At 66.6% G+C, this 19327-nt stretch carries 19 protein-coding genes; 13 read left to right on the forward strand and 6 right to left on the reverse strand.

The genetic code is table 11. From position 1 onward, the window contains the following. Positions 1-85 precede the first annotated feature (85 nt). The 5 genes from F8G81_RS21730 to F8G81_RS21750 all read right to left on the reverse strand — a co-directional run bounded on the left by F8G81_RS21730 (position 86) and on the right by F8G81_RS21750 (position 4711). Positions 86-352 (reverse strand): hypothetical protein, encoded by a 267-nt coding sequence (locus F8G81_RS21730; protein ID WP_267276700.1) that lies wholly within the window; start codon positions 350-352, stop codon positions 86-88. 139 nt (positions 353-491) lie between these two features. Continuing rightward, entirely contained in the window at positions 492-1391 is a 900-nt protein-coding gene (locus F8G81_RS21735) for a carbohydrate ABC transporter permease (protein WP_267276701.1), read from the reverse strand. Positions 1392-1394: 3 nt separating this feature from the next. After that, the gene (locus tag F8G81_RS21740) at positions 1395-2273 is read right to left on the reverse strand and encodes a carbohydrate ABC transporter permease (protein WP_267279323.1); all 879 of its coding nucleotides are present in this window, start codon (positions 2271-2273) and stop codon (positions 1395-1397) included. A gap of 197 nt (positions 2274-2470) precedes the next feature. Beyond that, a complete protein-coding gene (locus tag F8G81_RS21745; protein ID WP_267276702.1) occupies positions 2471-3802 on the reverse strand; it encodes an extracellular solute-binding protein in 1332 nt (443 codons plus the stop codon). 189 nt (positions 3803-3991) lie between these two features. Further along, positions 3992-4711: a TetR/AcrR family transcriptional regulator gene (locus F8G81_RS21750; protein WP_267276703.1), complete on the reverse strand. Its 720-nt coding sequence runs from the start codon at positions 4709-4711 to the stop codon at positions 3992-3994. Positions 4712-4845: 134 nt separating this feature from the next. Between F8G81_RS21750 and F8G81_RS21755 the strand changes: the two genes are divergently transcribed. Then, positions 4846-5775, forward strand: a complete 930-nt coding sequence (locus F8G81_RS21755; RefSeq protein WP_267276704.1) for an NAD-dependent epimerase/dehydratase family protein — start codon at positions 4846-4848, stop codon at positions 5773-5775. 19 nt (positions 5776-5794) lie between these two features. Here the strand turns inward: F8G81_RS21755 and F8G81_RS21760 are convergent, their stop codons facing one another. Further along, entirely contained in the window at positions 5795-7981 is a 2187-nt protein-coding gene (locus tag F8G81_RS21760) for an MMPL family transporter (RefSeq protein WP_416377076.1), read from the reverse strand. 161 nt (positions 7982-8142) lie between these two features. Here F8G81_RS21760 and F8G81_RS21765 point away from each other — a divergent pair, with 161 nt between their 5' ends. The 12 genes from F8G81_RS21765 to F8G81_RS21820 all read left to right on the forward strand — a co-directional run bounded on the left by F8G81_RS21765 (position 8143) and on the right by F8G81_RS21820 (position 19326). Continuing rightward, entirely contained in the window at positions 8143-8658 is a 516-nt protein-coding gene (locus tag F8G81_RS21765; RefSeq protein WP_267276706.1) for a MarR family winged helix-turn-helix transcriptional regulator, read from the forward strand. Between the two features lie 102 nt (positions 8659-8760). Then, positions 8761-9396, forward strand: a complete 636-nt coding sequence (locus tag F8G81_RS21770; protein ID WP_267276707.1) for a hypothetical protein — start codon at positions 8761-8763, stop codon at positions 9394-9396. Positions 9397-9409: 13 nt separating this feature from the next. Next, positions 9410-10768 (forward strand): phage tail sheath family protein, encoded by a 1359-nt coding sequence (locus tag F8G81_RS21775; RefSeq protein ID WP_267276708.1) that lies wholly within the window; start codon positions 9410-9412, stop codon positions 10766-10768. Between the two features lies 1 nt (position 10769). Continuing rightward, positions 10770-11249, forward strand: coding sequence for a phage tail protein (locus tag F8G81_RS21780; RefSeq protein WP_267276709.1), 480 nt, complete (start codon positions 10770-10772; stop codon positions 11247-11249). Further along, positions 11206-12501 (forward strand): hypothetical protein, encoded by a 1296-nt coding sequence (locus F8G81_RS21785; RefSeq protein WP_267276710.1) that lies wholly within the window; start codon positions 11206-11208, stop codon positions 12499-12501. The genes F8G81_RS21780 and F8G81_RS21785 overlap by 44 nt, the downstream gene beginning before the upstream one ends. 1 nt (position 12502) lies before the next feature. After that, on the forward strand, positions 12503-13267 hold the full coding sequence (locus F8G81_RS21790; protein ID WP_267276711.1) for a hypothetical protein: 765 nt from the start codon (positions 12503-12505) through the stop codon (positions 13265-13267). Further along, entirely contained in the window at positions 13264-14802 is a 1539-nt protein-coding gene (locus tag F8G81_RS21795) for a phage baseplate assembly protein V (RefSeq protein ID WP_267276712.1), read from the forward strand. The genes F8G81_RS21790 and F8G81_RS21795 overlap by 4 nt, the downstream gene beginning before the upstream one ends. Next, positions 14802-15140 carry a hypothetical protein gene (locus F8G81_RS21800; RefSeq protein ID WP_267276713.1) on the forward strand — a complete coding sequence of 113 codons (339 nt, stop codon included), beginning with the start codon at positions 14802-14804 and terminating at the stop codon, positions 15138-15140. The genes F8G81_RS21795 and F8G81_RS21800 overlap by 1 nt, the downstream gene beginning before the upstream one ends. Next, positions 15137-15571, forward strand: coding sequence for a GPW/gp25 family protein (locus F8G81_RS21805; RefSeq protein WP_267276714.1), 435 nt, complete (start codon positions 15137-15139; stop codon positions 15569-15571). The genes F8G81_RS21800 and F8G81_RS21805 overlap by 4 nt, the downstream gene beginning before the upstream one ends. Beyond that, positions 15568-18246, forward strand: a complete 2679-nt coding sequence (locus tag F8G81_RS21810) for a baseplate J/gp47 family protein (protein ID WP_267276715.1) — start codon at positions 15568-15570, stop codon at positions 18244-18246. The genes F8G81_RS21805 and F8G81_RS21810 overlap by 4 nt, the downstream gene beginning before the upstream one ends. Beyond that, on the forward strand, positions 18239-18844 hold the full coding sequence (locus F8G81_RS21815) for a phage tail protein (RefSeq protein WP_267276716.1): 606 nt from the start codon (positions 18239-18241) through the stop codon (positions 18842-18844). The genes F8G81_RS21810 and F8G81_RS21815 overlap by 8 nt, the downstream gene beginning before the upstream one ends. Further along, positions 18841-19326, forward strand: a complete 486-nt coding sequence (locus tag F8G81_RS21820; RefSeq protein WP_267276717.1) for a hypothetical protein — start codon at positions 18841-18843, stop codon at positions 19324-19326. Before F8G81_RS21815 ends, F8G81_RS21820 begins: the two co-directional genes overlap by 4 nt. The last annotated feature ends 1 nt before the right edge of the window (position 19327 follow it).

Here is a 19327-nt window from a genome sequence, read left to right on the forward strand (position 1 = left end):
CGCCGGACACTGCTTCCCTCCAACGCCCGGAGCCTGTTCCGCTGTGCGTGAACAGGCTCCGATAGCGAGGAAAACCAGGGACGGGTCAGGAACCCTCACTGTCGCCGCGGAGGGTGCGGTCTTCCCCTGCGGCGTCCGCTTCTGAAATGTCCGGCCTTTCATCGGCGCCCGCCGTGCCGGCCCGGCCGTAGTCGCCCTGGGCGTATTCGCCTTCACCGACGCGCGCGTCCGGGTCCCCGGCGCCGGCCCGGCGGTAGTCGCCTTCAAGGTATTCGCCCTCGCCCTCTTCCACACCGGCGGGGGTGTTCTCGTCGCTTATCCCTGCGTTGTCGAGGTCATTGTTCTCGGTCATCGCACATCACTCCTCTGGAGGACTGGACGCGTCCGTGCGGACGCACTGGAAGTCTACTCAGGTGCGGCGGGCGGCAAAAGGATGCCGCCCGCCGTCGGACGCCCTGTCCGGTGGAGCCTGCTGGGCGAAAGTCCGGCCGTTAGGTTCCGGCCAAGCCGGTGGTGGCAACACCCTTGATGATCTGCCGCTGGAAGAACAGGAACACCACGATCAGGGGCAGCGCGGCGAGCAGGGCGGAAGCCATGTTCTGCGCGTACTGGATGCCGTAGGCGCTCTTGATGGTCTGCAGGCCAACCGGAAGGGTCAGCAGGGAGCTCTCGTTGGTGGCGATGAACGGCCAGAGGAAGTTGTTCCAGGCTCCGATGAACACAAAGATGGCCACCGCGGCCAGGATCGGGCGGGACAGCGGAAGCACGATCGTGGTAAAAATCCTCAGCCGGCCAGCACCGTCCATCAGTGCCGCCTCCTCCAGTTCCCGCGGAATCTGGTCGAAGAACTTCTTGAGCACAAACACCATGGGGGAATGGATCACCTGCGGCAGAATCAGCGCCCAATAGGTATCAATGAGGTTCAGGGACTGCATCTGCTGGAACAGCGGGATGATCAGCACCGGCGGCGGGATGATGATGGACGCGATAATAACGCCCATCAGGATCCCTTTGCCGCGGAAATCGATCCGCGAAATGGCGTAGGCCACTGAAGCGGAAATCACCAGCGTGATGAGGGTGATGGCCGCGGAGGTGAAGAGGGAATTCAGCGTCCAGGTGGGGATGTTCCCGCTGGCCAGGACTTTGGTAAAGGCATCCAGCGTAAAGCCCGACGCCGGCAGCCAACTGATGGGGGTGGACGCGGCTTCCGTTTCACTCTTCAGGGCGGTGACCGTTGCCCAGGCGAAGGGGACAAGCCACGTGACGGCAAGGACCGAAACAACGGCGGTGGCAAGGACGCGGGACAACGGGGTCCGCTTCCGGCGGGCGGAGGAGCCGGCGCCTGAGCCCTTAAGACGCAGGGCGGGCCGTGTGAGGGTAGTAGTGGCCATGGCTCAGGCGCTCCGTTTCCGTGTGAAAAAGACCTGGACCAGTGCGATCAGCAGGATCAGGCCGAAGAAGATATAGGAAATGGCCGCCGAATAGCCCAGCCGGTAGCCGGTGAACCCGGCCTCGAAGATGTACTGCACAATCGGCCGGGTGGCCCCGCCGGGACCGCCCTGGGTCATCTGGTAGATCTGGTCGAAGATTTTCAGGGACGCCAGGATCTGCAGGATGACAATCATGACCGTGGTGGGGCCCAGCTGGGGAAGGCTGATGGAGAAGAACTGCCGCCACCCGCCGGCACCGTCCAGCGACGCGGCCTCGTAATGCTGCTGCGGAATGTTCTGCAGCGCGGCCAGGTACAGCAGGAAGTTGAACCCTATGGTCCACCAGACAGTGGCGATCACGACCGCCCACATGGCCACGCCCGGATCGTTCAGCCATGCCACCGGGGGCAGGCCCATTTTCGCCAGGACGTCATTGAAGAGCCCCAGCTCCGGGTTGTACATCCAGGCGAAGAAGAGTGAGACCACGGTGGAGGCGAGCAGGAAGGGTGAGAAAAAGGAGAGGCGCCAGAGCCACTGCGCAGGCAGCCCCATGTTGACCAGGGCTGCCAGCGCCAGGGCAATCACCACCAGAGGGACCGTGCTGATCAGGGTGAAGTACAACGTGTTGCCCAGCGAGCGCCACATATCGGAATCAGCGAACGCCTCTGTGTAGTTGTCCAGGCCGACGAACCCGGTGTTGGCGCCGGTCAGCGACGTTCCGGTCAGGCTCATGTAGGCGCCGGAAAGCATGGGCCACACCAGGAACATCAGGAAGAAGGCCAAGAAGGGGGCGGAAAACGCCCAGCCGTGGATGTTGTTGCGGCGGCTCTGGGCACCGGCCAGCCTGGCCCGGGAACGCCCGGAGCCTGACTTTCCGGCAGGGGTTTTTCGGGCGGGAAATTCGGAGGCAGGGGCTTGTTGGGCAGGGTTTTCGGGGGCGGGGCTTTGTCCGGCCCGGTTTTCTCCGGCTGAGGCCGGCGTGCGTACGGTACTCAAAGGGACTCCTTTGTCGCAGAGGGTTCGGCAGGTCGAACGGGCAGTCAGACGGGGTTCGGCATGGCCAGGACGGTATTAATTCGGGAGATGAAGGCATCCCAGCCGGCCGTGGCCTTGTCCCTGCCCAGGAAGACGTTCTGGACGTTCTCGGCAAAGTAGCTCTGGAAGTCGGAACCCGATCCGGTAAACCAGGCTTCCGGATCGTAGTTGATGATCTCCGCGGCATGGGCGTAGTCGGCCTGCGGATCGAGGGCCGCATATTCCGCGGAGCGGACCACGGGCTGGAAGGCCGGGATGTGTCCGGCCTCGGCCCAGCTGAGTGAGCCCTTGAGCATGGACGCCACAAACTGGTACACGCCGCGGCGTTTAGCCTCGTCAGCCTGCGCCTGGTGCGGCAGGACAAACGAATGCGAATCAGCGAACGCGGCCGGTGTCCCGTAGAGGGTGGGAATGGTGGCCGCACCCAGCGGGACGCCCGCCGTCTTCATGGTGGGCAGCTCCCAGACGCCGGTAAAAAGCAGGCCCGAACCCTGGCCGGCGAACTCCGCGATGGCCGTCCCGCCGTCGCCGCTTTTGGTGGCGATGTTGTTGTCCAGCAGGGAGGTGATGAACTCCAGGCAGTCGATGGCCACATCGCGCTCCACCCGGGCCGGCTGGCCCGGGTCAAGCACCAGGTCTGCGCCGTGCTGCCTGTAGAGGGTGTAGAAGAGGCGCCACATCTGGGCGCCGTCGCCAAGGTAGCCATAAGAGAGCCCATGTTTACCGGTGACACGCTGCAGTTCCCGGCTGACCTCAAGGAACCTGTCAGGCGAATTGATTTCCAGCAGCCGCCCGTCCTGCCCCAGCACTCCCGCCTTATCAGCCAGCTCGGTGTTGTAGAGCATCACAAAGGGGTGGGAGTCCAGTGCCAGCGAAAACACCTGGCCACCGAACTGGCTCTTCTCCCAGATTCTGGAGCTGAAATCCTCCGGCCGGACGCCGAACTCCGCCAGCAGGTCCAGGTCCCAGGCATCCAGGAGCCCGCCAGGGGCGTATCCGGGGACCCTGGCCGCATGCATCACGGCCACCTCGGGCGGCCGTCCACCGGCAGAGGCCATGGCAAGTTTTGTGTAGTACGGCGCACCCCAGGCGAGCACCGTGGGTTTGACCTTGAACGCCGGGTTCTGGCCGTTGGCCGCGTCGATCATGGCCTGCATCTTGATGCCGTCGCCGCCGGAGAGCAGATGCCAGAAGCGGATATCACCAGCTGCAGCCTGCGCGGGTCCTCCACAGCCGGTCACCCCCGCTCCCAGGGCCAGTCCCCCCAGCAACGCCCCACCGCCCAGCAGTACTTGCCGGCGGTTCATGTGCATGCCGCCTGAATCCTGTTGCTTCACCGTCACTCCTTTGGACGTAGCGAGACAAAAAACCCAGCCGACGGATTCGGAAATCTCAGAAACCGATTGCTCGGCCAGGACTGCTCCAGACTTTACATCGTTGTATATCGGGGAGCAAGGAATATTTGTTAGCGATCACAATACTGGACCTTCCGGAACGCCGGCGAGGAATCTTCAGCCTAAAGCGGGTTAGGCCAGACCGGCCACGCCCTGCAGGGCCTGCAGGTGGTGCTCGTAAAGCTCGTCTGCGGCCTGGAAAGTGTCCTCCCCGTACTGCCCAAAAACCTCAAAGCTGACGGCGCCAAAAAGCGATGTCCAGACCAGTGCCCCACGCGCCAGCAGTCCGTCCGGAAGGGTCAGACCCTGCCCGATTCGGATGGCTTCGAGGTCGGCGGCGAGCGCGGGCGAAATCCTGGGTTTAGTCCGGGCCTCCCCCGGCCCCGAGCCCCCGGTCATCACCCCGGCGCGGTATGCGGCTTCGAAAATCGCCATGAGGGCAAGGATCACACGGGTTCCGGGCTCGGTGGTCCGCTCGGCCGGCGCACGATAGCCGGGCACGGGGCTTCCGAAGAGCAGGGCATAGCGGGCGGGTTCGAGCAGGGCCCATTTCCTCACGGCGCGGCCGAGCGCAGCAAAACGTCCGGTGTGATCATCCTCGGGCAGCGCGCCCACAGCGGCATCCACTTGGTTCCCCAGCTCGTTATACGCGTCAATCAGCAGGAGGGTCAGCAGTTCGTCGCGGTTGGCCACATAGCGATAGACGGCAGAGGAGACAACACCCAGGTCACGAGCGACGGCGCGGAGCGACAGTGCTGCGGCCCCATGGGCCGCGAGGTGCTCCCTGCCCAGCCGGACGATGTCGGCAATGGTCTGTTCCCTCGCCCGCTCCCGCGGTGTTTGTGGATTCATGGGTCCACTTTCCCACAAAAGAGAGCAGTGTCAACTTTCGAGAGCAGTGCTCTTGACTTTTACCGACCTTAGCTCCAAGCTGAGTTCAGAGAGCAGAGAGCAGTGCTCTCCCAAATCGAACCAAGGAGAACACCATGTCCGAACTGCACGTTGTAACCGGAGCCGGACCTGTTGGCTGGACCATCGCCGAACAGCTCGCCGGGCAGGGACAGCAGGTGCGGATTCTCACCCGCACCGGCAGCGGCCCTGACCATCCGCTCATCGAGCGGATTGCCGCCGACGCCCGGGAGCGGGAACAGCTGGCTCCTGCCCTTTCCGGCGCCAGCGCCGTCTTCCACTGCATCCACAGCTCCGCCTACCGTGCCTCTGCCTGGCAAGCGGAGCTCCCGCAGGCCGAACGAACGGTTCTGGCAGCGGCTGGCGAGGCCGGCGCCGTCGTTGTCTTTCCTGAAAGCCTCTATTCGTACAGCCGGCCGGACAAAACCCTGACCGAAGCGGGACCGCGGGAGGCCCAAGGCGGCAAACGCGGAATCAGGACGGCACTGCTCCGGGCACGGGAAGAGTCGGCCACAAATACGGTCAGCGTGGTGGCGGGAGACTTTTTTGGTCCCCGGGTCCGGATGGCCCACGCGGGCGAGCGGATGGTCCCGCCTATCCTGGCCGGCAAGAAGCTGAAGGTGCTGGGGAGCGCGGCGCAGCCACACTCCTTCACGTTCGTTCCTGACCTCGCGGCGGCGATGATCCGCGCCGCCAAAACCCCCTCCGTCTGGAACAAGGTATGGCATGCCCCCACGGGCCCGGCCCTGACCCAGCGCGAACTGGCCGCTGCCTTCGGTGACGCCGCCGGGCTGGGGACGCCGCCGGTGGGCGCACTTCCCGGCTGGGTGATCCGGGCAGCCGGGGCGTTTTCCAGGGATGCCCGGGAGTTGGCCGAAATGATGTACCAGTTCGAGAAGCCGTTTGTGATGGAATCGGCGGTGAGTGAATCAGCCCTGGGATTGAAGCCCACTCCCCTTCCTCAGGCCGCCGCGGCCACTGTCGCCTGGTGGCGCACCCAGGGGTAGCCGGTTGAGTGGCATGGACTCAGATGAGGGCGTGGCGTGGCGCCGGCTCCCCCGGCTCGGCGGCGTCCAGCTCGGGTTTCCCCAGCTTTCCGGGCCACCAGATGCGGGGCCCGATGTGGTAAGCCAGCGCCGGGACCAGCAGCGAGCGCACCAGCACGGTGTCCAGCAGCACGCCGAACGCCACAATGAACGCCAGCTGCACCAGGAACATGATGGGAATAACGCCAAGCGCCGCGAACGTGGCGGCCAGCACCACTCCCGCGGACGTGATCACCCCGCCGGTGACCCCCAGGCCGCGCAGGATACCGGGCCGGGTCCCGTGCTTGAGCGACTCCTCCCGCACCCGGCTCATGAGGAAGATGTTGTAGTCCACACCCAGGGCCACCAAAAACACAAACCCGAACAGCGGCACGGTGGCGTCGGCACCCGGGAATCCGAACAGGTTGTTGAAGACCAGCGCCGAGACACCCATGGCCGCGCCGTAGGAAAGGACCACCGAAAGCACCAGCAGGACCGGGGCAACCACCGACCTCAGCAGCAGCATCAGGATGACAAGGATGACCGCCAGCACCACCGGAATGATGATCACCAGATCGCGCTGGGCCGTGGTGTTGGTATCCAGGGCCGTCGCAGTCACGCCTCCCACCAGCGCATCCGAGTCAACGGTTTTTACCTGCTCGCGCAGCACCTTCACGGCATTCTCGGCGTCCCCGGAGTCCGGCGCGTAGTCGAGCGTTGCGTTGATCAGCACCTTCCCCTCCCGGACGTCGGGGACAGCGGGAGAGCCGGGGGCTCCGGTGATGGGCACGCTTCCCGCGGCCAGGAGATAAGCTGCCCCGACGCCGTCGCCCGCCTTGACCGTCTCCAGCACCTGCGCTGCCTTGCCTTCGTCGGCAACCACGACGGCGGGGCTGCCGCTCCCGGCGTCGAAGTGCCGCGCCAGCGCATCCTGCCCGTCCACGGCATTGGATGCGGTGAGGATGACGTCCGTCTGGGGCACGCCGTTGGCCTTCAGCTGCAGGAGGCCGGCCGAGGCCGCCAGGAGCAGGAGCACCGATCCGATCCATACAGTGCGCGGCCTGCGCGAGACAAGCGATCCGGTGGCCCGCCAGATGCCCTTTTGCCCCTCCAGCCCGGTGACGAGTTCCGGTTCACGTTCATCGGCGGGGACAAGCTTCGGCACGAAGGGCCAGAAGGATGCCCTGCCCAGGAGCGCCATCATCGCGGGCAGCAGTGTCAGCGCCGCAAACAGCGAGCACAGGATGCCCGCCGCGGCCACTGGGCCCAGGGCTTTGTTCGAGTTCAGGTCCGAGAACAGCAGGCACAGCAGGGCGATGATCACCGTCGCGCCGGAAGCAACGATCGGCTCAACCGACGCTTTCCACGCCGTCAGCACAGCCGCCGTCCTGTCGGTGGTGTGGGTGAGGGCTTCGCGGAACCGGGCAACGTAAAGCAGCGCATAGTCGGTGGCCGCGCCAATCACCAGGATGGACAGGATGCCCTGGCTTTGGCCATTGAGCTGGATCCACCCGAGCTTGGCCATGCCGAACACGAGCAGGATGGCGGCGCAGAGAGCGAACACCGACGTCAGCAGCACCACGAGGGGAAGCAGGAGGGACCGGTACACCACCAGCAGGATCACAAAAACCGCACCCAGGGCCACCAGCAGCAGGATTCCGTCGATGCCCGCAAACGCGCTGACAAGATCGGCTGTCAGGCCGGCCGGGCCGGTGACGTAGGCCTGCATGCCCTCCGGCGCGGCGTCCGCCAGGGTATCCCGCAGTTCCTGAACACCCTCCTTGACCTCATCCGAGGAGGAGATGGGGGCGATGAATTGCACCGCCTTACCATCCGCTGAAGGGATGGGGCCGATCACGGCGCTGCCCAGCTGCAGTGCCTCAAGGTCCGCCTTAAGCGCCGCGGCCTGTCCAAGCTGGGCTGGCGAAAACGCAGCGTCGTTTTCTATGACGATGACGGCAGGGATCTCATTGGAGTCCCGGAACTTCTCCTGCCAGTCCCGGGCCTCGGTGGCTTCGGCGCCGGCCGGAAGGAACGAGGCCTGGTCGTTGGAGGACACCTCATCCAGCCGGCCGAACGTTGGCCCCCCTACACCCGCCACGGCGAGCCAGGTCAGCACCAGGAGGACCGGAATAAGCCAGCGCAGAAGGAATGGCACCGGGGCTTGACGTACAGGATGTGATGGCATGTTCCCTCGAGGGTTGCGGAGAGTAGAATTGGTTCCATCATAAAGTATCTCCACCATAGAGATAACCCTCCAAGGCAAACTCTTTGAGGGAAAATGCCGGAGGCACAGCAGGCTGCAGTAATATCCGTCAGGGCAGTACGGCGACGCGGAGGAGTGGGGACATGGCAGAGGAAGTGTTCCAGCGCCCCCCAAATGCCGGACCCCAAGCCTTGGTCCGGCTGCTCCAGGACTTCACCCTCGAGGCAAACCGCTACGTGGACACGGCCGGCGGCCGGAACGACATGCACCGCACTGACCTCAACGCATTGGCCGTGATTATGCGCCACACCGCCAAAGGTCTGGTGGTCACCCCCGGTGTCCTGCGCAGGGAACTGAACCTCAGTTCCCCTGCCACCACAGCGCTGATCGACCGGCTGGACCGTTCCGGCCACGTGGTCCGCGAACGGCTGGGCTCGGACCGCCGGCAGGTCCAGCTCCGGATGACCCCCAAGGCCTTCCAGGACGGCAGTGCCATGTTTATGCCGCTGTCCCGGCACATGGGCACCGCGATGGCGGCCTTTTCTGCCGAGGAATTGGAAACGGTCACGCGCTTTATGACCGCCATGGTGGAAGCCACCATCGCCGCCCGCCAGGAGGCTTCGGGAACAGCCTCCGACGACGGCCCCAAATCCCCCTAAATCGAATGGAATCGCCCCCGCGAGTCATGTGACGCCGCCCGGCGCCGAGGAGTACCCTAAGGCATCCGTTCAGCGTGGAATCCTTGGACTGGGGGCATTTTCATGGGCGTGGTGCGAGCGTCGCTCACTGAGCTCGTCAAGTTGCTCAATGACGCCATCACACCGGACGAAATCATGCTCGACGACGGCTCCCGCGACGAACCAGAGGAGCCTCCAGGGTCCCCCGTTTCCCTCAAGCCCACAGCCCTCACCAGGGTGGGCCGCTCCCGGCGGGACGGGCCTGTCCTGGATCTGGAGCTCACCGTCACCGTGGAATGCCGGGGCCCACGCCAGCTGGACAACCTCGAGAAGCTGCTCCTCGCCGTCGAACGCCACAGCCAATACACCACAGCGCCGGCCGAAGCCGTCCCGACGGGCCTCGGCTTCCTGGTGCGGATCCCCGTCAGCCTCCGGGTTGATGAACAGTCTGGCCCGCCGGTCCTGCAGCCGATGATCACTAAGACGGTGATCGGCCGCACCATCAGCGGCCGGCTCCTGGACAGCCACAACAACGGGATCCCCCATGCGCGGATTCGCGTTCATTCGTCCGCCAACGCCGTGGTCAGCGATGACTCGGGCGGATTCGAGGTCCTGGCCTCGGCGGACGAACTCCAGCATTTCGCCGTGCTCGTGCGCGGCACAGAACGGCAAGTCACCGCTGCCACCAGCACCTTGCCAGTGACTATCCGGTGGGAATGAAAGGGAGCGCACGATGCCGAACTACCAGGCGCCAGGAGTTTACGTACAGGAGATACCCAGCGGCAGCCGTCCCATAGGACAGGTCAGCACCAGCATCGCGGCGTTCGTGGGCATCGCCCCGGACACCTCCGCCCACCTCCATGAGGCCCGGGTCCTCGATAACTGGACCCAGTTCGTGGACCAGTTCGTGGGCAAGGCCACCGAGGGTTCGCCGCTGTCCAACGCAGTGTTCGGCTTCTTCTCCAACGGAGGCAGCCGCTGCTATGTGGTGAATGTGGGGAAAGGTGGCAGCCTGATGGGCACCGCCGCCAAGCCCACCGGACTGACCCTTCTCGAAGCAATCGATGACATTTCCATGGTGGCCGCTCCCGGATATACGGACGCCGAAGCTTACGCCGCACTGCAGGCCCATGTGGAGCATCCGCTCCGGCAGGACCGGATGGCCATCCTGGACACCGTGGAGACAGTGGACGACGTCGGTGTCCTCACCCGGGCGGCCACCTCCGGAGTGCCTGACGCAGACAGTCACTCCGACGGAGACAAAACAGACCGTGATGAGACAGACGAAACAGAAGGTGACGAAACAGAAGGCGGCACAACAGATAGCGGCGCAACAGATAGCGACGCAGCCGAGCCTGCCGCCGGGCCTCCCCCTCCCGCGGCGGCTCCCACATCAGGCAGGCGCGGCAGTGAGGAAGACGCGCTGGGCGCCCCACAATCACCAGGCGGATACACGGCGCTGTATTTTCCTTGGATTGTGATGGTTGACCCGGTGTCCGGGAAGAAGGTGACGCAGCCGCCGTCGGGCCATATTGCCGGCGTGTGGGCGAGGGTGGATGCCACCCGGGGCGTGCATAAAGCGCCCGCCAACGAGCCCATCCAGGGTGCGCTGGATCTGGCAAGGCGCGTCAGCCGCGGTGAGCAGGAGACCCTCAACCCGGCCGGGGTGAACTGCATACGGTACTTTCCGGGCGAGGGGATCCGTATCTGGGGAGCACGCACCAGGGCGGCTGAAGCCAGCGAGTACCGGTACATCAACGTCCGCAGGCTGACCAACATGATCAAGGAATCAGTGGCCGAGGGGACGCGCTGGGTGGTATTTGAACCGAACGACCATACTCTGTGGAAGTCCATCCGCCGCGATGTGGGGGCGTTCCTCACCAATGTCTGGCGGGACGGGGCGTTGCTGGGGACCACTCCGCAGCAGGCGTTCTATGTGAAGTGCGACGAGGAAACCAACCCTGCCAGCGTGCGCGATGCAGGCCAGGTAGTCACGGAGATAGGCATCGCACCGGTGAAACCCGCCGAGTTCGTGATTTTCAAACTCATGCAGTCAGCGGACACGACGTCCATAGAAAACGCAGGAGCCTGATATGACCACTCAACCGCCGTCAGCCCAGCCGGGCGTCCAGGTTACCCCCTACCGCGACTTCAACTTCAAAGTGGTCATCCAGGGCGTCGTCCAGGGGCATTTCACCAAGGTGGAGGGCCTGGGCATGTCCATCGGGCGGATCCTGTTCCGGGCCGGGGGCGAGAACAGCGCAGTCCGCGTCATTCCCGGCCAGGTGGAGTACACCCCCGTGACGCTGAAGTACGGCCTGACCGACTCGACCGAGATGCTGCAGTGGCTGTTCCGGGCAGTGGAGGGGCAGGTGGAGCGCCGCAACGTCTCCATCGCCATGCTTAACGACGCCGGCACAGCCGAGGTGCGGCGCTGGAACCTTATCGGTGCCTGGCCGTGCGACTGGTTCGGCGCCCCGCTGGATGCCCTGGGCAAGAACCTCGCCATTGAATCGCTCAGCATCGCCTATGACCGCCTGGAGTTGGATGATGCCCGGGCCCCGGTGGCGTAGTGCCGCCGCCGGCTGGCTGAGGCAGGCGGCAGACAGCCTCTCCCCCTCCCCTGAGGTATCCGCCACGGACCACCCACCTTACGACGGCGGCCATCTCGCACCGGATGCGGCGGCCGCGGGCAGCCGCCGCTTCGATCTGGGTGAAGCTCCCGAACACTGGGTGAAGCTCCTGCGTGATGCCGGCCTGGTGGCTGGCGGGCATGGAGTGGGTAAAGCAGGGCCGACGACGCCTGCGGACGACGACTCGGCAGGTCCGGCTTCTGTGCCTCTGGCGAGTTCTGCCCAGGCCGGTTCTGGAGAGGCCGGATCGCTGCGCGCCGACGCGGCTGATGCCGGCAACGCTGCGGCTTATGGGCAAGCAGCGCGCGCGGAGGGTGCAGGCGCCGGCGGACACCACCCCCGGGCCAATGGCGGCAGACGTATTCCGCGGCTGCTCATTGGCCGTCGGACTGCCACAAGCCAGCCGGTTTTAAGGGAGCATGCAGCCAACGGACAGGCCGCCAGCCCGCACGCTGCCGACCCGCAGGCCGCTCGCGCCGGCAGCGCTTCCGATACAGGAACTGCCCACATCAGCCGCCTGGGGGCTGAAGCAGTACCGAAGGAGGGGCAGGGGATGACGAGACCAGGTTCGCTCCCCGGCCCCACACCTCCCGGGTCAGGCGAACCCGCCCTCACGTCCGGATCCCACAGACATTCAGCACGGCGGGCTGCTCCCACACTTGCATCGAACACCAATCAGCCGGCACGGCAGCCGTTGCCAAATGCGTCGCCGCCGGAGCCGTCCGCCCCGGAGTTACCGGGGGCGGCAGGACTGACGGTGCCCCCGGGGCTGTCGAGACAAGAAGGGCTTTCGGGAGAATTTGGGACGTCGGGACCACAAAGGCTCTCGGAACGGAGTGTGCGTTCGGGGCTCTGGAGACTGGCATGGTCCCCGGAACGATTCTCTTCAGCGGCAGCCCCCTCCGGTGAGGGAACGGTACAGACGGGTCCGGCCGCCGTCGTCGTTCCAGAGGGTCAAACTGCTCCCAAGCAACCTGCCCAGAACCGGGCACATCCGGAGCGGCCTCTCGACGGCGCCGGCGTGCAGTACCCCGCCCTTGGGCCGGCGGCCAGGAACCTGCCATCCGCGCTGGCAGGCGAGTGGCCCGAGCTCCCAGTAATCCATGCCGCGCCTGCCACGGAAGCGGCGCCGAAGATCGAGCAGGCCCTGACCCGGAATCTCCGGCTCCGCGACGAGCAGCAGGCGGTTTAGCGTGGAACGTGTGGCATTCCTCATCGAGGACACCGGCGAACACCTTGGCTGCCTGCTCAACCCCGAAACGGTGGTGATGACCCGGACAGCGGGTGTGGAACCGCGGAGGTCCGCGGGTGGCAAACTCACCGGTTCGGGACTGGCTGACGACCCCCTCCTGTTCACCGGCGGCGGGCATACCGAACTGCGCCTGGACCTGCTGTTCGACGTGGACCTGGCCCCCGTCAACCTTCATCTGCAGGACGTGCGGCAGATGACCCGGCCCATCTGGGCACTCGCCGAAAACTCTGCCGAAGTTGAACGCCAGCGGCGGCCGCCGTCGGTCCGCTTTGTGTGGGGGCGCGCCTGGAACGTCCCGGGCATCGTCACGGAAGTGGCCGAGCGCTTTGACCGTTTCTCGCCCGATGGCTCGCCGCTACGCTCATGGATGCGGATGGTTTTCGTCCGCGTGGGCCAAAGCGCGGACGAGGAAGGCGGCGAAAATTACGAGCTCGCCCAACGGCTGCCGGCCGTTGACCTCACAGCTCCGCCGGTGGATACCCTCCCGGTGTACGGGGACGGCGGCACCCCCGGCGCCGCATCAGTGGTGGAGCCCGACGGCGAAACTTCAGTTCCGGAGGTCCCGCCGGGTGAACTGGGAAGGCTTTCCCTGGCGGCCTTCGGAACGCCCCTGTTGTGGAAGCTGCTCCTGGAGTACAACAACATCGATGATCCAGCCCGCTTCGCCGGTCCCCTCGCCGTTCCGCCGCTGGGGGAAACGCCGTGAGGCAACTCCAGGGCCTGCCGGAACTGATCGTCACCCTCGGGCGGCGCAGGCTCAGCGCATCTGAAACGGCCGCCATCATCTCCGTGCAGGTCCTGAGCACCTTGGCCCGGCCGGCACAGTGCCTCATCAGCTGGCGGCCCGGCCCCGGTCCGGGGCGGTCGCTCGGCGGCGGGCGGTCCCCGGCCGGGAGCGTTGATCCCGCACCGGGCGACGCCCTGCGGGTGGAGGTGGGCGGGTTCCGGGCGCCGCTCTTTGCGGGCGAAGTGACAGTGGTGGAGTACAGCTACGGCGCGGATCTGTCCCAGGAAATCCGGGTGCGTGCCTATGATGCCCTGCACCGGCTGCGGAAGCGCCAGTTCACCCGTTTCCATCCGGACACCGACCTGGCGGCGTTGGCCGGGACGCTCTGCGAAGGGACGGGGCTGCTGGTCACGGGTGGAGGGACGCCCCTGGGGGACGTCTATCAGTGCGCCCGCTCGGACCTGAGCCTGCTGGTGGAGCAAAGCGCCCGCGTGGGGGTGTATCCGGTGGTGGACGACGGCACGCTCCGGCTGCCTGGCCTGTCCGGCGAGGGCGATCCCCTGGACCTGGAGCTTGGTACCAGCCTTCATTCCGCGGAGGTGGAAATCAGCCAGGAGCCGGCGTTCGCGGGTGCCCGCACCTCCGGCTGGCGGGCCGATGACGCGTCCCCGCAAGGTGCCACCGCCGGCAGCAGTGACGCCAAGGCCGGCGTTACCGCCGATCCGGCACTGGCCTCGGTGGGCGCAGGCGGCAAGCTGCTGCGGGACAATGAGCCGCTGGCCTCGGCAGCGCTCGCGGACCACCTGGCGCAGGCGGAACTGGACGTCCGGGTGGCGGGCCAGGTCACCGCGGTTTTTGTGGCCGACGGCGATCCCCGGCTCCGGGCGGGCGGGCGGGTCCGCGTGCGGGGGATTGCCCAGCGGCTGGAAGGAACCTATGCGGTGACCTCCGTGACCCATCGGCTGGACGGCACAGGATACGAAACCACCGTCTCCACCCTCCCGCCGCCTCCTCCGCCGGAGCGCAAACCGGACGTCTTCACCTTGGGGATAGTGTCCGACGTCGACGATCCGGAGGGCCGCGGACGCGTCCGCGTGCGGCTGCCCGCGTATCCGGAGCTGGAAACGCCGTGGGTACCGGTGATGTACGCGGCGGCCGGCGCGGACAAGGGGCTGGTAGCACCGCCTGGTCCGGACGACACCGTGCTGGTGCTGCTGCCGGCGTCCGATCCCGGCCAGGCGATTGTGTTGGGCGGGCTGTTCGGGGCCGGGCAGCCACCGGACGCGCAGGTGAGCGGTCCGCGGGACGGCCGCTTTACGTTCAGGACCCGGGACGGCCAGGAGGTGCAGCTGGACGGCCATGCCCATACTATCCGGCTCAGCAACGGCCATGGCTCCGCCGTGGAACTGGGCCCTAACAGGCTCCGAATCACGGCGGCCACGGACCTGCTGCTGGAGGCACCCGGAAGAGCCATGACCATTCGGGCAAAAACCGTGGACTTTGAGGAGGCCTGATGAAACTGCTGGTCACCGAGGCCATCCTGCGCTGCGGCCACGACGGAATCGTGGCCAACGTGCCCTCACAGGAATGGGTACGGGTAGCCGGGCTGCCGGTCCTGGTGGATCACGATCCGCAGGGCCGGGACATTGCCATGTGCCCCAACGTGAATATCAACATCAAGCCATGCACCAAAACCCTGATGGTGCGGACCGGCTACTCCGGGTTTGTGCGGATCGGCGGCCAGTCGGTATGCCTGGATACCGTGGAAGGCTTCACGGACGGCACACCGCCCGGAGCCGTGAAATACACGGTGCGCCGGCCCGGCCAGGTCTTTGTGGAGGCGGGATCATGAGCGCCCCCCGGTACCGTTCCATCGCCTTTATCCACCCGGATTTCGACGCCGGCGCCGGAGTTCCGGGGCTGCGCCTCACGCCAGCGGGACGGCTGGGCGTTGTCACGGATGCGGCGTCGGTCCGGCAGGCGCTGTTGCTGCTGCTGAGCACCAGGCCCGGCGAGAGGATCAACCGGCCAACCTACGGCTGCCACCTTTTCCGGCTGGTTTTCGCCCCGGCGGACGACACCACCGCCGGCCTTGCCATCCATTACGTCGCCCGCGCGGTGGAGCAGTGGGAGCCGCGGATCAATGTCCTGTCCCTGGACGCCGGACGGTCACCGGAGACCCCGGAGCTCCTGGAAGTCCGGCTGCGTTACCGGGTGCGCACCACCCAGCTTGAGGACGAAATCGCCATTGCCGTGCCCGTTGCTTCCGGAGGCGCCCCATGAGTATCCCCGTGCCCAATCTTGACGACCGGAACTTCGCGGACCTGGTGGCGGCAGCCCGCGAGCGCATCCGGCAGGTGGATCCAGAGTGGACGGACCTCTCGGTGCACGATCCCGGCATCGTCATCGTGGAGGCCTTCGCGTTCGTCACCGAAACCCTCCTCTACCGTGTCAACAGGGTGCCGGAAAAGCTCTATGCCGTGTTCCTGAACCTCATCGGCACCAGCCTCCACCCGCCCAGCACCGCTGAAACCCTGCTGGAGTTCAGCCGCGCCACCCCGGGCACGGAGGAGATCCAGATCCCGCGCGGCACCCAGGTGGGCTGCCCCGCCGGAGTACCCGGGGCGCCGCAGCCGGTATTTACGACGACGGCGGCGGCAGTGATCCCCGCAGGTGCGGCGAACGTACTGGTCCCCGCAGCCGACGTGACGCTGTACGACGCCGTACGGATCGGCGTCGGTACCGGGCGTCCAGGGCAAAACTTTGAGATTCCCAACGCGCCGATCGTGTCCGGAGCGGGACTGGCCATCGCGATGGAGGTTCCGGAGGGCACCCGGCTGGCCAGCGGCGCGGCTGTCCTGGTGGAAGGGAAGCGGTTCCGCTACTGCCGGGAAGTGGAGGCCTTCGCCGACGCGGAACCCGGCGAGGCGGCGGTAAAGATCGACCGCAGCGCGGGTGTGGCCATGTTCCCCTGGTGGGACGAGGCGGATGCCGGAAGTCCCGGGCTGATCGTTCCGGCTCCCGGTGCAGAGGTCCGGGCCTGGTACCGGGCCGGCGGTGGTGAGCGGGGCAATGTGGGCGCAGGTCAGCTGACTGTCCTGCGCACGCCGGTGGCGGGAGTGCGGGTAACGAACCCTGAACCGGCCACCGGCGGCCGGAACGGCGAGTCCGTGGAAAACGCGCTGCGGCGGGCCCCGCAGGACTTCCAAGCCAGGGACCGCGCTGTCACGGTGCGCGATTATGAGGTGCTGGCTGCCAGGCACGCCGGCGTGGCCCGGGCCCGGGCCTTCACACGCAAGGATTTGTGGGGTTTCGCGCGGCCGGGCGAGGTGGAAGTGGTGCTGGTGCCGTTTGTACCGGGACACGGTGCAGGGCCAGGAGCTGGGCCGGGATCCGGGCCGGGCACTGACCGGAATCCGGAACCGGTGCAGGCGGAGGACCTGCGTGCGCATGCCCGGGACCAGGTCCGCACCGAGGTGGAGAACTATCTTCGACGCCGGTCCACGGTGGGCGCGGAGCCGGTGGTGCGGTGGGGCCTGTACAAGGAAGTGCGGGTGGATGCCCGGGTGGTAGTGCGCAGCGACGAGGACGCTGAGGCGGTCAAGGCCCGGATCATCGGCCGCTTGTCTGCCACCATCAGCCCCCTCGCCAAGGGAGGCTCCGGCTATGGATCCGGGTTTGGCCGGCCGCTGCGGGTGTCAAACCTCTACCGGGCCATGGAGGAATCCGAGCCCGGTGTGCAGTACGTGGACCGCGTCCGGCTGGAGGTGGACAAGGTTCCGGACAGCGATGCCGTGGGTCTGGTGCAGGCGGACGGCCAGTCGCGCACCTGGTTTGTGGCGCAGCAGGGCATCCTGTTCCGGACCACCAACGCGGCGGACGGCTGGGAGGCGTGCGCGGAGTTTGGCGGGCCGGGGGCTCCAGGGGACGCTTCTGGGGAACCATCTGAGACTATCCGCACCATCGCCCCCTTCCGCTCCCCCGCACCCGGCCGGCTGGGTCCCGAGAAGCATCCGGGCATGGTGGCCGTCGCCACCGCCACAGCGGACGGATCCCGGATCTACATCAGCGAGGACCTGGGCGAGTCCTGGCGGCGGGCAGCGGAACTGGGATTCGGCGTCGTGGATCTCTGCTGGGTGGACCGGCAGGGATCTCCCGTGTTGCTCCTGGCCGGCGAGCACGGGCTGTACGAGCTGCCCATGGAATCCGGCGCCGTTCCCGTGCAGAACCTGGTGGATGCCGCCCAGCCGGACCGCGGCTTCTATGCGGTGGAGGCGTTTGTTGACGTCCGCGGCCGCACCGCCGTGGTGGTGGCGGCGCAGGCGTCGGCGGGCATCTGGCTATCCCCCGACGCCGGCGCAGCGGGCACCTTTACGCAGATCAAGGCCGCAGGCGAGGACATCCGGTGCATGGCCATCCAGTACGACGGCGCCTCAACCCACCTCTGGCTGGGCCGCTCCACCCCGGAGGGAAGCGGGACAGGATGCCTGCGCCTCAAGATCGACGAACTGGCCCGCACCCAGTTGGAGTCGCTGGCAGGCTCGTGGGAAGAGTACCGGGCAGGGTGGACCGGCGGGAGCTGCTGGGGAGTCCACGTCACAGGAAACGCCACCTACGCCGCCACCCAGAGCGGCGGGGTGCTGCGGCTTCAGCTCGGTGACGCCTCCGCGCAGTGGAGCGTTCCGGACGTGAACTGCGGGCTGCCGCTGCGCGACCGGACGCGCTTCGAACCGGTGCGCTCCGTCTCCGGCGCGGTCCTTACGGATACCGGATCTCCCGACGGCGGCGCAACAGTCATCCTCGCGGCCGGACCCAAGGGGATCTTCCGGAGCCTTGACCTCACTTCGTCCTGGCAGAGCTGCAGCCGGCGCGTAGTGGAGGACGTGGTGACCCTCCCGGAGACGTGGCTGTTCTGCTCCGGCCAGCACCGGATCGAGGTGGTGCGCAGCCATGGTTGAACCGGATTTCAGGGCGGAAGATTCCGCAGTGGCGCGTGTGCTGCCCGAGGTCTTCCGGGTGGCCGCGGCGGCCAGCAGTGTCCACGGGGCAAGCCCTCCCCTGCGTGCGCTGCTGGCCGTCGCGGAGGACCTGCACCGGCCCGTCCGGACCATCCTCGACACGGTGGCGACGATTCCGCACCCGGGCCAGGTGCCGTCGTCGCTGGTTCCGTTTTTGTCGCGGTGGGTGGACCTGGACTGGCTGATACTGCCGGACGCGAAGGCCGCCGGATCGGCGGGCGCCGAGGTTCCCCTGGCCCGGCAGCGGGACCTGATTGCCGCGGCTTCGCAGCTCTCCGCACGCCGCGGAACCGTGGACGGGCTGGTCCGTTTCCTGCATCTGGCCACGGGAGTCCGCGGCTTCACGGTGGGCTCGGTTCCGGGCGCGTTCCACATGCTGATAGGAGTGCCGTCTGCGGCGGAGAGGCAGCTGGAGCTGGTACGGAGGATCGTGGACGGCACCAAACCGGCTCACGTCACCGCGGAGATTATGGTGCTGCCAGATGTTGGGCCTGCCGCCGGGAGTGCACCTGCCGCGGAGGGTGGTGGCGGGCCGTGAGCGGAAGTGAGAGCAGGAAGCCGCTGCTGGTAGTCGGGGTGTGTGCCGTGATCGCGGTCCTGGTGCTGGTGCTGGGCGTGAGCTGCGGCAGTGGCGATGACGGCGACGGCGCTGCCGCGAAGGAGTGGCAGGAATCGTTTGGCGAAGCGGCCGGCGGGGCGGACCTCACCGCTGGGGACCTGAAAGCCGGCGGTGACAACTGCACGGTGTCTGAATCCCGGCTCATCGTGAGCGGGTCCTGCGTGTTTGTGGTCAAAGACTTCGGCGCGGCGTTCGGTCTTGGCCCGCCCACCAAACGCGGCACGCTGGTACCGCAGCAGGATGTGGCCATAGAACTGTTGGTCCAGGGCAGCCGGATAGAACAGGACATTGAGGCGGGAAAGGACATTCCGCTGACATTTGGAACTTCGGGCGGGCGGCTGGGCGTCACCTGCCTGTCCGTGGGCGGCTGCACGTTGCAGCTAATGGAAGCAGGAGGATGAC

This window comes from Arthrobacter sp. CDRTa11, from assembly GCF_026427775.1.
Classification (GTDB): Bacteria; Actinomycetota; Actinomycetes; order Actinomycetales; family Micrococcaceae; genus Arthrobacter.

Coding starts and splice junctions, on each gene's coding strand:
- F8G81_RS21730 (WP_267276700.1), bottom strand. CDS start 352: ATGACCGAGAACAATGACCTCGACAACGCAGGGATAAGCGACGAGAAC.
- F8G81_RS21735 (WP_267276701.1), bottom strand. CDS start 1,391: ATGGCCACTACTACCCTCACACGGCCCGCCCTGCGTCTTAAGGGCTCA.
- F8G81_RS21750 (WP_267276703.1), bottom strand. CDS start 4,711: ATGAATCCACAAACACCGCGGGAGCGGGCGAGGGAACAGACCATTGCC.
- F8G81_RS21755 (WP_267276704.1), top strand. CDS start 4,846: ATGTCCGAACTGCACGTTGTAACCGGAGCCGGACCTGTTGGCTGGACC.
- F8G81_RS21760 (WP_416377076.1), bottom strand. CDS start 7,981: ATGCCATCACATCCTGTACGTCAAGCCCCGGTGCCATTCCTTCTGCGC.
- F8G81_RS21765 (WP_267276706.1), top strand. CDS start 8,143: ATGGCAGAGGAAGTGTTCCAGCGCCCCCCAAATGCCGGACCCCAAGCC.
- F8G81_RS21770 (WP_267276707.1), top strand. CDS start 8,761: ATGGGCGTGGTGCGAGCGTCGCTCACTGAGCTCGTCAAGTTGCTCAAT.
- F8G81_RS21775 (WP_267276708.1), top strand. CDS start 9,410: ATGCCGAACTACCAGGCGCCAGGAGTTTACGTACAGGAGATACCCAGC.
- F8G81_RS21780 (WP_267276709.1), top strand. CDS start 10,770: ATGACCACTCAACCGCCGTCAGCCCAGCCGGGCGTCCAGGTTACCCCC.
- F8G81_RS21785 (WP_267276710.1), top strand. CDS start 11,206: ATGACCGCCTGGAGTTGGATGATGCCCGGGCCCCGGTGGCGTAGTGCC.
- F8G81_RS21800 (WP_267276713.1), top strand. CDS start 14,802: ATGAAACTGCTGGTCACCGAGGCCATCCTGCGCTGCGGCCACGACGGA.
- F8G81_RS21805 (WP_267276714.1), top strand. CDS start 15,137: ATGAGCGCCCCCCGGTACCGTTCCATCGCCTTTATCCACCCGGATTTC.
- F8G81_RS21810 (WP_267276715.1), top strand. CDS start 15,568: ATGAGTATCCCCGTGCCCAATCTTGACGACCGGAACTTCGCGGACCTG.
- F8G81_RS21815 (WP_267276716.1), top strand. CDS start 18,239: ATGGTTGAACCGGATTTCAGGGCGGAAGATTCCGCAGTGGCGCGTGTG.